10 protein-coding genes, 1 tRNA gene and 2 rRNA genes are annotated in these 12812 nt (G+C 55.6%); 3 read left to right on the top strand and 10 right to left on the bottom strand.

The annotated features are described in order from the left end of the window. Nucleotides 1-4 precede the first annotated feature (4 nt). The 7 genes from FGU71_RS02660 to FGU71_RS02690 form a co-directional block, all read right to left on the bottom strand. Nucleotides 5-466, bottom strand: a complete 462-nt coding sequence (locus FGU71_RS02660; RefSeq protein ID WP_142787136.1) for a FixH family protein — start codon at nt 464-466, stop codon at nt 5-7. Continuing rightward, nucleotides 466-2016, bottom strand: a complete 1551-nt coding sequence (ccoG, locus tag FGU71_RS02665) for a cytochrome c oxidase accessory protein CcoG (protein ID WP_142787137.1) — start codon at nt 2014-2016, stop codon at nt 466-468. Before ccoG ends, FGU71_RS02660 begins: the two co-directional genes overlap by 1 nt. Beyond that, on the bottom strand, nt 2003-2986 hold the full coding sequence (ccoP, locus tag FGU71_RS02670) for a cytochrome-c oxidase, cbb3-type subunit III (protein ID WP_142787138.1): 984 nt from the start codon (nt 2984-2986) through the stop codon (nt 2003-2005). The genes ccoG and ccoP overlap by 14 nt, the downstream gene beginning before the upstream one ends. After that, entirely contained in the window at nt 2979-3140 is a 162-nt protein-coding gene (locus FGU71_RS02675; protein WP_142787139.1) for a cbb3-type cytochrome oxidase subunit 3, read from the bottom strand. Before FGU71_RS02675 ends, ccoP begins: the two co-directional genes overlap by 8 nt. Then, the gene (gene ccoO, locus FGU71_RS02680) at nt 3137-3916 is read right to left on the bottom strand and encodes a cytochrome-c oxidase, cbb3-type subunit II (RefSeq protein ID WP_142787140.1); all 780 of its coding nucleotides are present in this window, start codon (nt 3914-3916) and stop codon (nt 3137-3139) included. The genes FGU71_RS02675 and ccoO overlap by 4 nt, the downstream gene beginning before the upstream one ends. A gap of 11 nt (nt 3917-3927) precedes the next feature. Continuing rightward, nucleotides 3928-5595 (bottom strand): cytochrome-c oxidase, cbb3-type subunit I, encoded by a 1668-nt coding sequence (ccoN, locus tag FGU71_RS02685; protein ID WP_142787141.1) that lies wholly within the window; start codon nt 5593-5595, stop codon nt 3928-3930. A 95-nt stretch (nt 5596-5690) separates the two neighbouring features. Continuing rightward, complete coding sequence (locus FGU71_RS02690; protein WP_142787142.1) at nt 5691-6407, bottom strand: Crp/Fnr family transcriptional regulator; 717 nt, start codon at nt 6405-6407, stop codon at nt 5691-5693. Nucleotides 6408-6657: 250 nt separating this feature from the next. On the opposite strand from FGU71_RS02690, the gene FGU71_RS02695 reads away from it, so the two are divergent. The 3 genes from FGU71_RS02695 (at nt 6658) to FGU71_RS02705 (ending at nt 8721) form a co-directional block, all read left to right on the top strand. Beyond that, the gene (locus FGU71_RS02695) at nt 6658-7458 is read left to right on the top strand and encodes a DUF2189 domain-containing protein (protein WP_234035608.1); all 801 of its coding nucleotides are present in this window, start codon (nt 6658-6660) and stop codon (nt 7456-7458) included. 259 nt (nt 7459-7717) lie between these two features. Continuing rightward, the gene (locus FGU71_RS02700) at nt 7718-8383 is read left to right on the top strand and encodes a peroxiredoxin (protein WP_142787143.1); all 666 of its coding nucleotides are present in this window, start codon (nt 7718-7720) and stop codon (nt 8381-8383) included. Next, nucleotides 8380-8721, top strand: a complete 342-nt coding sequence (locus FGU71_RS02705) for an ArsR/SmtB family transcription factor (protein ID WP_142787144.1) — start codon at nt 8380-8382, stop codon at nt 8719-8721. Before FGU71_RS02700 ends, FGU71_RS02705 begins: the two co-directional genes overlap by 4 nt. 613 nt (nt 8722-9334) lie before the next feature. Here FGU71_RS02705 and FGU71_RS02710 read toward each other — a convergent pair. The 3 genes from FGU71_RS02710 to FGU71_RS02720 form a co-directional block, all read right to left on the bottom strand. After that, nucleotides 9335-9411, bottom strand: a tRNA-Met gene (locus tag FGU71_RS02710). Between the two features lie 104 nt (nt 9412-9515). Continuing rightward, nucleotides 9516-9630 (bottom strand): 5S ribosomal RNA (gene rrf / locus FGU71_RS02715). 139 nt (nt 9631-9769) lie between these two features. Then, nucleotides 9770-12561 (bottom strand): 23S ribosomal RNA (locus tag FGU71_RS02720). Nucleotides 12562-12812 lie beyond the last annotated feature (251 nt).

The following is a 12812-nucleotide window of genomic DNA, read 5'->3' on the forward strand; positions in this document are numbered from 1 at the left end:
GCGTTCACGGCAACTCGCTCTCCCCGGCCCATTTCAGATCACCGGATGCAATTGAGAGCCGGATCGTCCAGCGTCCAGGCTTCACCGGCCGAGTAGAACGGTACGTTCCGCCCGCATCCCGCACAAATTCAAGCGCGGCAAATTCTTTCAGACCGATAGGTCGGCGCAGTTCGGCGGTCATGGTGGCGCCTGCGGGAATGGCGTCTGTTTCGACTATGACGTGTCCCGTCCCATCGCGCGCAGCATCCGCCTCCCATCCCAGAGCCCGCGAAGCCTCGGCCTCGTCCAGCCAATCATTGAACTCCTGGCTCGCGACATAGGAGTTTTCGACCACCACACCGTGAAAGCCGCCGGTGGCAAGACTTGCCATGTAGAAGTTAACCGCGACGACGATGCCGAACCCGCCGACAAGTACGCCCGCCATGTGTCGCCCGGTGAATTCGAATTTCTTGCGTGTACCGCTCATTACTGGGCTCCGGGGCTGGCGAAAGTGGTGGGGGAGATATCCTGCTCTTGCGTCTTATCGATCGACGTCAGCCGGAACGCGAAATCATCGGCGGCTGCGCCTTCGGGCACGACGACATAGGCGCGCACAATCCGGGTTTCGTCAGCCGGAACAGAAAGCAACTGGGTCTCGGCGGCGTCTTCGCGGCGGATTCTGTCGGTCCACATAAGGGACCCTTTGGGAAGTCCGATCAGAGCGAGCTCCATGTCGCGCGGGCGCCCTTCCATATTGCGCAGCCGCAGTGTGTAGGCATTGCGCACCGCGCCGTCCTTCATCAACATAAACGGCGGATTGCGATCCGGCGAAACGGTCAGATCGATGCGAGTGCGAGTGCCAAGAGCAAACAGCAATGCCGCGCCGATAGCGCCCCAAATGCCGAAATAGATAAAGGTTCGCGGTCTGATCAGCGCCTTCCATGCAGGTGTCGCGGGCGCTCCTGCGGCTTCGGCCTCGCACTGCTCCAACGTGGCGTAATCGATCAACCCGCGCGGGCGTCCGATATCTTTCATCACCTTGTCGCAGGCATCGATACACAGCGCGCAGGTGATACAGCCGATCTGCTGCCCTTCGCGGATGTCGATCCCGGTTGGACACACCGCAACACATTGGAGGCAATCGACGCAATCGCCGAATTGATCGGGGTGCTTTGCCGCTTTCTTCACGCTGCCGCGCGGTTCACCGCGCCAGTCTTTATACGTGACGATAAGTGATTTTTCATCGAGCATCGCGGCCTGAATGCGGGGCCATGGGCACATGTAAATGCACACTTGCTCGCGCATGAAACCGCCGAGCCAAAATGTCGTGAAGGTCAAAATCCCGACGGTAGCATACGCCACAGGCGCAGCTTGAAGCGTGAAGAAATCCGCAAACAGGGTCGGCGCATCGGCAAAATACAGGATCCACGCGCCGCCGGTCAGCAGGCTGATGACGAGGTAGATCGACCACTTTGCCGCGCGCCGGGCGATCTTTGATGGACCCCAAGGCGCTTTATCAAGGCGAAGCCGCGCATTGCGGTCACCGTCGATAAAGCGATCGACGTGCTGGAACAGGTCCGTCCAGACTGTTTGCGGGCAGGAATAACCGCACCATGCGCGTCCGACCGCGCTGGTCACCAGAAACAGCCCGATCCCCGCCATGATCAGCAGGCCCGCAACAAAGTAAAATTCGTGCGGCCAGATCTCTATATCGAACATGTAAAAACGGCGATTGGCCAGATCGACCAGAACCGCCTGATCCGGCGCATATTCGCCGCGATCCCACCGTATCCAAGGGGTTATGTAATAAATCCCCAGCGTGATCACCATCACCAGCCATTTGAAGCGCCGGAAAGGCCCATCGATCCGCTTGTTATGAACCGCTTTACGTTTTTCGTAGAGTTTGGGCGGCGGCTGGCTTGGGGTGTGACGATGGGTCGCCGCAATCGGGTCCGCCTGCACCGGTGATAGCGCACCGCCCCAATCGCGGGGCGCACCCGCTGCCTTTTCTGGACTGGCAGGGTCAGAGACGCTCATCGCGTCCGCCCTCGGGACCAGCTGCGACTTCTTCCTCGATCGCGCCCTCTTTTTTGGCCGGGGCGACTTCTCTGGCCTCCTCACCCGCTCCAGCCCGTTCAGTCGCGGTTTCGCCGCCACCGCGTGAATGGACATAAGCGGCTAGCATTTTGATAGTCACCGGATCGAGTTTATCGCTCCAGCCCGGCATCACTCCATGACGCGGATAGAGGATTTGCTTGCGAATATCAGCGGCTTCCCCGCCATAGAGCCAGATCGCATCGTTAAGAGCAGGCGCGCCTTGCTGCGGATCGCCTTGACCCGCTGGCTGGTGACATGCCGCGCAGTTTTGAGAATACAATTGCGCGCCCACTGCACTGCCTTGGGCCTTGCCGGTAAACGACAGGACGTGGCTGATCAGTCCGTCGATCTGCGCTTTTTCAAAAATCCCGTCAAAGGCAGGCATATAGGCAAGCCGCGTCTGCCGGGAACCATCCCACCGGATGCCGTGGATCAGCGTGTATTCGATTTCGGCCAGTTCACCGCCCCAAATCCAGTCATCATCATTGAGGTTGGGATAGCCATACTGCTCGTATCCGGCTGCACCTGCGCCGTGGCATTGCACGCAATGCTGTTTGAATGCAGCCGCACCGCCCGATATCGCCTGACCCATCAATTCGGGATCAGCGGGCAGTTTTGTGATGTCGGTAGCGGCAATTTTTTCGAACGTGCCGCGCCGCGCCATGTCCGCTGCAGACAATTCTTCTGCCAAATCGCCGCGGCTCGACCACCCCAGCACGCCATCAGTGGCGCGCTCGACCATCGGCCATGCCGGATAAAGCACCACATAAACCGCCGCCCAAGCGATCGTGGCATAGAAAGTCCACAGCCACCAGCGCGGCAATGGCGTATTCAATTCCTGAATGCCGTCCCATTCATGCCCGACAAATTCGGTGCCGGTCGGCTCATCAATGCGGGTTTTCTCAGGCATGATCGTCTTCCTTGAAAATCGAGTGTTTGGCCTCTTCCACGCCTTCGCGGGAGCGCGGCAGAAAATGCCACCCGCACAGCAGGAGATAGAGCCCGAAGATGATCAGCAGACCGTAACTGTCGGCAAAATGGCGGAAGATCTCATAGAAACTCATCGCCCGGTCTCCTCGGCCAGCTCCGCTTGTGCCGCAGCGCTTTCGACATCAATCAACGTACCAAGCATCTGGAGATAGGCGATCAGGGCATCCATCTCTGTCACGCGGGATGGGTCACCATCGAAATCGCGCACCTGTGTTTTCGGATAGCGTTCTTCGAGATCGCCTTCGTCAAGATCGGGATCAGCCTGCGCCATCAGGTCATTACCTGCCTGCTCGATATCGAGATCGGTGTAGGGTACACCCACCCGCCGCAAAGCGACGAGATTGGCGGAGATATCGGCGATCTCCAGCTTGGTTTCCGCCAGAAAGCGATAGGACGGCATAATGCTTTGCGGCACCACGCTGCGCGGATCTTTCAGGTGCTGCACATGCCAGTCATCCGAGTACCGCCCACCAACCCTGGCAAGATCAGGTCCGGTCCGCTTTGATCCCCACTGGAACGGGTGATCATACATGCTTTCTGCCGCCAGCGAATAATGGCCGTAACGCTCAACCTCATCGCGGAACGGACGGATCATCTGGCTGTGGCAGGTATAGCACCCTTCACGGATATAGATGTCGCGCCCGGCCTGTTCGAGCGGGGTGTAGGGACGCATGCCTTCCACTTTCTCAATCGTGTTATCGATCCAGAACAGAGGTGCGATTTCGACAATGCCGCCGATTGCAACGGCGACAAATGTGGCGGCCGCCAGCAGGGTGACGTTTCTCTCAACCTTCTTATGGCCTTCAAAGACGCCTTTTGGCGGTGAGCTGTCGGGTGAGGTCTTGCTCATCAATCTGGCTCCTATTCTGCGGGTTCTGGTTGAGGATGCTGCGCAACGGGCCGATCGGCGGCTTCATCATACGAAGTGTCCCCCATCGGTGCTTCGCTGCGCAGGTGCCCGGCCAGCGTCATCCAGATGTTGTAGGTCATCACCAGCGCCCCGGAGAGGTACAGCAGACCGCCAAAGGCACGCATCAGGTACATCGGGTGCAACGCTTCGACCGTGTCGATAAAGCTGTTCACCAAAAACCCGTCGGACCCGTATTCGCGCCACATCAGGCCTTGGGTAATTCCGGCAACCCACATGCTGGCCGCGTAGAAAACGATGCCGAGCGTCGCGAGCCAGAAGTGCCAATTTATCATCCGCAGCGAATACATCCGCTCGCGCTTCCAAAGGCGCGGCACCAGGAAATAGACACACGCAAAAGTGATCAGGCCGTTCCAGCCAAGAGCGCCGGAATGAACATGGCCGATGGTCCAGTCGGTGTAGTGCGAAAGGCTGTTCACCGCCTTGATCGAAAGCATCGGCCCTTCGAACGTGCTCATGCCGTAAAATGCGAGCGCCATGACCATCATCCGGATGATCGGATCGGTGCGGACTTTGTCCCATGCGCCGTTCAGCGTCATCAGACCGTTAATCATCCCGCCCCAGCTCGGCATCCAAAGCATGATCGAAAACACCATGCCAAGCGTCTGAGCCCAATCGGGCAGCGCGGTATAATGCAGGTGGTGCGGACCGGCCCAGATATACAGGAAAATCAGCGACCAGAAGTGAATGATCGAGAGGCGATATGAATAGACCGGACGGTTCGCCTGTTTCGGGACGAAGTAATACATCATCGCAAGGAAACCAGCGGTCAGAAAGAAGCCGACAGCGTTGTGCCCGTACCACCACTGGGTCAGCGCGTCCTGCACGCCTGCAAACGCGCTATAGCTGCGCGATCCCAGCACGCTGACAGGCATTGCCAGATTGTTCACCACATGCAGCATCGCCACAGTGACAATGAACGCCAGATAAAACCAGTTGGCCACATAGATATGCGGCTCCTTGCGGCGCAGGATCGTGCCGACGAACACCGCAAGGTAAGCCAGCCAGACGATGGTCAGCCACAGATCAACATACCATTCAGGCTCGGCATATTCTTTAGACTGGGTAACACCGAGCAGATAGCCAGTTGCAGCCAGCACGATGAACAATTGATAGCCCCAGAACACGAACCGCGCCATTGTCGGGAATGCGAGCGTCGTGCGGCAGGTCCGTTGAACAACGTAAAAACTCGTCGCGAGAAGAGCGTTGCCGCCAAATGCAAAAATCACCGCAGAGGTATGCAGCGGACGGACCCGCCCGTAATTGAGATAGGGTTCAAAATTCAGCTGCGGGTAGGCCAGCTGCGCGGCGATAAAAACACCTGCAAGCAATCCGGCCAGCCCCCAGAACATGGTCGCAATCACGCCCCAGCGGATCACGTCATCATCATACATATCTGGCCCGGGCGGCATTTTGAAAATACTTTGCGCCTTGGCCACCGGATTATACGTCCCGAGCGTAACCATGATCAGGATCAGGGCCGCAGCAGCAACGATCGCCATGTGCACCGCAAAGCCTGCATCCTGTGCACCCGCCATCGCGCCAATGGCCAAGAGCAGGACCAGCGCCCACAGCCCCGCTCTTCCAACTACTGCTTCCATGATAGAATATCCCTTTTCGTCCACCATCCGACTAACCGGGTGTGAAAGTCGGGTAATTGATCAAGATCAATTTCTGCGAATTGGGCAGTTTTTCTTTACAGGCCCGCTTCACATTTCAGAGCATCGATGTCCGATAGTCCGACAATCCCCCGACCGGGTGTGCTGATCAGGCCGCTTTTGCGCAGCTCGGTGAATTGCCGGCTGACCGTCTCGATCGTGAGGCCAAGGCTGTCGCCGATATCGCTTCGTCCCATCGGCAGCGCTATCTCGCACGGTCCCGACATGCAGCCGCAAATCCGCTCCGCCATATTAACCAGAAATCCGGCGATCCGCTGGCGCGCGGTTTGATGGCCGATACGAATCATTCGGGTGCGCGTTCGCTGCAACGAATCCAATGATTTGATCAGCACCGAACGCAGCAGCGCCGGATCGGCTTGAGCGATATCGAGAAACTCTTCAGCCGAAAAAGCCACCAGTTCGATATGGGTCAGCGCCGTAAGGCTGGAACCGCCGCCCGGTTTTCGCAAAATGGAAACGATGTCGTCCGCGAAATGAAAACCGAGTATGTGTCCGCGTGTCTGCGCGTCCAGCGGCGGATGCTCCAGCGACACCAGTTTTGCTGCTCCGCTGGCGAGGTACACCAGATGGTCTTTATCTATACTCGCGGGAAACTGTTCATCCGGGGACAGCGCAAAATACTCACCGATCGAACAGAGTTGATCAGCAACCGTTCGATCGCCAAGTGCAGGAGCGACCGACGCGCGGAAAGACTCAATGCATGATGCTTCAGATGTATGTGCGTGGCTGGCCATAATTATATGCCAGATGCACCCGAACTGCGCGAGCGTCTTTGATCCCGATCAATTTGCGCAGGGTTTGATCTTCATCAATGTTGCGCTCGCTTTGTTTTGCCAAAAGATGATCCTGACACGGCCACGATCCTGCCCGGCGCGTCCGAGCCGCAATCTTGGCGCGAGGGTCGCCGTCGCTGGCACCGCCTACCGGCTACAGCTCACCGTATCTGTCGCAGGCTTGGACGTTTGAAAAAGGAGTATCCGCCGAATGAGCACTGTCAAAACTCCTCGCCCCGCTCACCCCGCTCCTGCTTCGGCTCCGATTGTGGTGGCGCAGGATCTTTCGCTAAACGATCTGCGCGCCGCGCTGCGGCTGGGATGGCGCGATTTTATCGCGGAGCCCGTCTACGGTTTGTTTTTCGGCGGTGTTTTCGCCGTTTCCGGAATTGTCCTGTCCTACGTCATTTTGACGTATGGCGAATTTTCGCTGCTGATCCCCGCAGCGGCAGGTTTTCCCATCCTGGCGCCGTTCACTGCGGTCGGACTGTACGAGGTAAGCCGGCGTAGAGAGGAGCGGTCACCGATAGGCTGGCGTAATGTCTTGGGTGCCGTGAAAGGGCGCGGTGACGAACAAATCTTGGCTATGGGGGTCATTATCTTCGTCGCATTCGGGTTCTGGGTCATCGTTGCCCACGCGATATCTGCGATTTTCCTGAGCAATGCGGGTGCAGGCTCGGAATCGCTCGCCTTCCTGTTTACATCCAGCGGCATCGCTATGCTGGCGGTCGGCAGTGTATTCGGCGGCGCAATGGCGCTCGCGTTTTATGCTATGACTGTCGTTAGCCTACCCATGCTGGTTGATCGCAATGTCGATCTTATCACCGCAATCCTCGCCAGTATCCGAGTGGTCCGTACAAACCTGTTCGTGATGTTCATCTGGGCAGCAATCATTGCGTTCGCTCTGTTTGTAGCCATCGCCACCGTTTTTGCAGGATTGCTTATCGCTTTGCCGGTTCTGGGCCATGCGACCTGGCATTTATACCGGAGAGCGATAACAGTCGGTGGTTGAAAAAGCTGTGCAGCACATCCTCTGACCGCGAGCATTACGGTAAAGGGATGATTGTGGGTCTCGGACGTGGCAGAACCCGCGCCTCGATTAGCCGCCATACTTTCAAATTATTAGAAGTAACGTTCTGAAGGCAAACCGGATCAGAGCCTGCTGTCCTCTTTTGACAGCCGCGAAGCTCAATCCTTTGCTTACGTCCGATGCTTACATAAAATGTGTATGTGTATTGCATCGATTAGATCGAGTGCTATGTCATTGGAATATGAACGCACTCACTAAACCAGTTCAGCCCACAGAGTCAGTGTCTGCGGGTTTGCGTATTGGGGATACGGCGCCAGATTTCGAGGCGCGGAGCACAATCGGTCCAGTCAAACTTTCCGCCTATCGTGGCCGATGGTTGATCCTGTTTTCCCACCCTGCTGATTTCACTCCGGTATGCACGACAGAATTCATCGAACTCGCCAAACGTGCAAAGGATTTCAAGAAACTCGACTGTGCGCTCATGGCGCTTTCGGTCGACAGCCTGTTTGCGCATTTTGCCTGGTTACGGATGATCCGCGACCGGTTCGATGTAGAAGTCCGTTTCCCAATCGTTGAAGATCCGACATTGGTCATTGGCCGTGCATTTGGGATGGTTGCACCGGGTGACAATGACAGTTCTGCCGTGCGCTCGACCTACTTTATCGATCCCGAGGGAGTGATCCGCGCGATGACTTGCTATCCAGCGAGTGTCGGGCGTTCCACGCCTGAAATGCTCCGCACGCTTGAGGCCTTGCAGGCAATCGATGCGTCTGGTGGGCTGGCACCGGCAAACTGGAATTCGGGCGACGATTTATTGGCAGCTCCAACGCAGGATCTCGACGAGGTGTATGGCGCCAAAAGTGCGACGGCGTGGTTTCTCCGCCACAAAGATGGGAGCCAGAAATGACAGCGGATGAACGCCTTGTCGAAGAGTTAAAGGCGATCGCTCACCCTTTGCGCTTTCGCATCCTGCGCGCCCTTCGCGGTTCTGAACTGAATGTGGGCGAGATCGATGACGTTGCAGCGATTGGCCAACCTGCTTTGTCCCAGCAGCTCGGCGTGCTTCGCAAAGCGGGTCTGGTAGAAACGCGGAAAGATGCAAAGCTGGTTTATTACAAGCTATCCTCTGATCGCCTCACTGAAATAGGTGACGCGATTCAAGTGCTTGTCGATCAAGACAAAGCGTCAACCGGCTATGCAAAACGTCCCTCTCCGGGTGCAGCAAATTTTGCGCGCCTTTCGTGATGGATGTTCTGCTGCCATAAGCGCCAAGTTTATCGGATCACTTGAGGGTCAAGATGGTCGAATCCGCGCAGTGATCCCTAACCCAAAATCCCAATCCGGCTCGTCCTTTGCCCCTGCCCTTCGCTCTTTGCCCGCGCAATGCAGCGGCTTAGGTTTACGACCCGCCCATACCGCTGGCACAAAATATCCAGTTGGCCGGAGATAGGCCAGTGGCCGGCTGAGATTGCCATAAATATGGTGGCGGCTCGGCGCGCTTTGGCACTTCACATAGTCTTCACACCAAATATCGAGTCTCTGATTAGCTGACGCCAGCGATCATCAGACAATTTTTGATAACGCTAACGTCGCGCTCAGTTCGATTATCAGGGATACGCGAGCACGCGTGCATCCTAGCCCCCTGAATCACAGCGATTGTCTGCTACAACTAATGCTCCGCCGGGCAGACGCGCTGGTTGGCATCAAGGTTCGAATGAAATTGCAGACAAGGGTTGGATCAGCCGGAGTGAAATCCGGGATCGATGCAAGCCCATAGACCCAAAATGATTGAAGCAGACACAAAAAAAGCCCCACTGGTTAAAGTGAGGCTGATTTATGCATAAAATCCGAGGGACGGTGGTTGCGGGAGTTGGATTTGAACCAACGACCTTCAGGTTATGAGCCTGACGAGCTACCGGACTGCTCCATCCCGCGGCACCGTTATGCGTCTTCGCTAGAGACGCCAAAAGGGCTAACCTAGAAGGCCAGCCCTTTGACTTATGAATGGGTTATTTCCCGCGCTTCCAACAAGCTACAATGCCTGGCGACGACCTACTCTTCCATGCCTTAAGACATAGTACCATCGGCGCAGTTTGGTTTCACGGCCGAGTTCGAGATGGGATCGGGTGGGTCACAAACGCTATAGCCACCAAGCAATGAAGCTTGTCGGAAATGCGGGTTTTAAATCGATGTGCATTCAACATGTGAATGCAAGTGTTACAAAGGGCGTTATCTAGCTGGAGAACTTCTCCAACGAGAGACCAATTCAGGCCTGTCGTTGACAGTGCGAACTCTCAAGCGCGATATGAACTATTAGGACTGGTTAGCTACACACATTACTGCGCTTCCACACCCAGCCTATCAACGTCATGGTCTATGACGGTTCGAAGATACCTAATCTCAAGGGAGGCTTCCCGCTTAGATGCTTTCAGCGGTTATCCCGTCCATACATAGCTACCCAGCGGCACGCCTGGCGGCATGACTGGTACACCAGAGGTATGTTCACCCCGGTCCTCTCGTACTAGGGGCAACTCCTTTCAAGTATCGACGCCCACGGCAGATAGGGACCAAACTGTCTCGCGACGTTCTGAACCCAGCTCACGTACCACTTTAATTGGCGAACAGCCAAACCCTTGGGACCTGCTCCAGCCCCAGGATGTGATGAGCCGACATCGAGGTGCCAAACGATTCCGTCGATATGAGCTCTTGGGAATCATCAGCCTGTTATCCCCGGCGTACCTTTTATCCGTTGAGCGATGGCCCTTCCACGAGGGACCACCGGATCACTATGACCGACTTTCGTCTCTGCTCGACTCGTCAGTCTCGCAGTCAGGCAGGCTTATGCCATTGCACTCTCGCAGCCGGTTTCCAACCGGCCTGAGCCTACCATCGCGCGCCTCCGTTACTCTTTAGGAGGCGACCGCCCCAGTCAAACTACCCGCCATAGAGGGTCCCTGGTCCGGATAACGGACCTAGGTTAGACATCAGAAAACAACAGGGTGGTATTTCACAGGTTGGCTCCACTCGGACTGGCGCCCAAGTTTCAAAGCCTCCCACCTATTCTACACAGTTCTTTCCTAATGCCACTCTAAAGCTGCAGTAAAGGTGCACGGGGTCTTTCCGTCTAACCGCGGGTACTCCGCATCTTCACGGAGAATTCAATTTCGCTGAGCATATCCTGGAGACAGTGGGGAAGTCGTTACGCCATTCGTGCAGGTCGGAACTTACCCGACAAGGAATTTCGCTACCTTAGGACCGTTATAGTTACGGCCGCCGTTTACTTGGGCTTCAATTCGGAGCTTGCACTCCTCCTCTTAACCTTCAAGCACCGGGCAGGCGTCAGACCCTATACGTCGTCTTGAAGCCGACTTAGCAGAGTCCTGTGTTTTTGATAAACAGTCGCTACCCCCTGGCCTGTGCCCCCTCCACACTGGTTGCCCAGTGAGAGGGCCTCCTTCTTCCGAAGGTACGGAGGCAATTTGCCGAGTTCCTTCAGGATACTTCTCTCAAGCGCCTTGGTATACTCTACCTGACCACCTGTGTCGGTTTCGGGTACGGTCTATATGAAGAGGCTATTTCCAGGAACAACTTGGCAGCATGCCCAATCCAATAAGGACACACTACTTCCATCATCCGTCACACATCTTCAGGCCCACGAATATTAACGTGGTTCCCATCGACTACCCCCTTCGGGCTCGTCTTAGGGGCCGGCTTACCCTGCTCCGATTAGCGTTGAGCAGGAACCCTTGGTCTTTCGGCGAGAGGGCATCTCACCCTCTTTATCGCTACTCATGTCAGCATTCGCACTTCCGATATGTCCACCGTCGGTTACCCTTCGGCTTCAACCACTTACGGAACGCTCCGCTACCGCTCATAGTAAACTATGAACCCTAAGCTTCGGTGCATATCTTTAGCCCCGTTACATCTTCGCCGCAGGAACCCTTATTTAGACCAGTGAGCTGTTACGCTTTCTTTAAAGGATGGCTGCTTCTAAGCCAACCTCCTGGTTGTTTTGGGATTCCCACATGCTTTCCCACTTAGATATGACTTGGGGACCTTAGCTGTAGGTTAGGGCTGTTTCCCTTTTGACGACGGACCTTAGCACCCGCCGTCTGTCTGCCAGACAAGACTCGATGGTATTCGGAGTTTGGTTAGGTTTGGTACCGCTCGCGCAGCCCTAGCCCATCCAGTGCTCTACCCCCATCGGCATACATCTGACGCTCTACCTCAATAGATTTCGCGGAGAACCAGCTATTTCCCGGCTTGATTGGCCTTTCACCCCTAAACACAAGTCATCCGAGCATTTTTCAACATGCAACGGTTCGGTCCTCCAGTGCGTGTTACCGCACCTTCAACCTGCTCATGCCTAGATCGCCGGGGTTCGGGTCTAATCCAACATACTCAGTCGCCCTATTCAGACTCGCTTTCGCTTCGCCTACACCTAACGGCTTAAGCTTGCATGCTAGATTAAGTCACTGACCCATTATGCAAGAGGTACGCTGTCACCCCCTATGGGGCTCCAACTGCTTGTAAGCATCCGGTTTCAGGTACTGTTTCACTCCCCTAATCGGGGTGCTTTTCACCTTTCCCTCACGGTACTGTGTTCGCTATCGGTCATGTACGAGTATTTAGGCTTGGAGGGTGGTCCCCCCATGTTCAGACAGAATTTCACGTGTTCCGCCCTACTCAAGTCCTTTTCAATCACTTTCGCATACGGGACTATCACCCACTATGGTCTCACTTTCCAGAGAGTTTTGCTAATTTATGAAAAGGCACTGGCCTGGTCCGCGTTCGCTCGCCACTACTAACGGAATCTCGGTTGATGTCTTTTCCTCCAGGTACTGAGATGTTTCAGTTCCCCGGGTTTGCTTCACCAAAGCTATATATTCACTAAGGTGATACCTTATCCACCTCTCTCAGAACCCGCGAACGGGTTATGAAAGAAATGGTGAAGGTGGGTTTCCCCATTCGGAAATCGCCGGATCAAAGATTGCTCACATCTCCCCGACGCTTATCGCAGCGTGCCACGTCCTTCTTCGCCTGTACATGCCAAGGCATCCACCAAATGCTCTTACCTCACGCTTGAGAATCCACACCATCAACGACAGGTCTGCATAAAGTCCTGCGCGTCTTAACGATGATGAGGAGAAATTATCTCAGCTAGATAATTTATTTGATTGATTTTGTAGTGATATCAGTCGCGTACGGATCTCTAACCTAAAAGGTCAGAACCCTGCGACGATACCGCCACGGCATCGATTTAAAAACCCATTCACAATGTCAAACGTTCGGCGACCAATGTCGCCTACTCGGCCCAAGTAAACTCGGGCGAGATC

This window comes from Erythrobacter insulae (assembly GCF_007004095.1).
Lineage (GTDB): Bacteria > Pseudomonadota > Alphaproteobacteria > Sphingomonadales > Sphingomonadaceae > Erythrobacter > Erythrobacter insulae.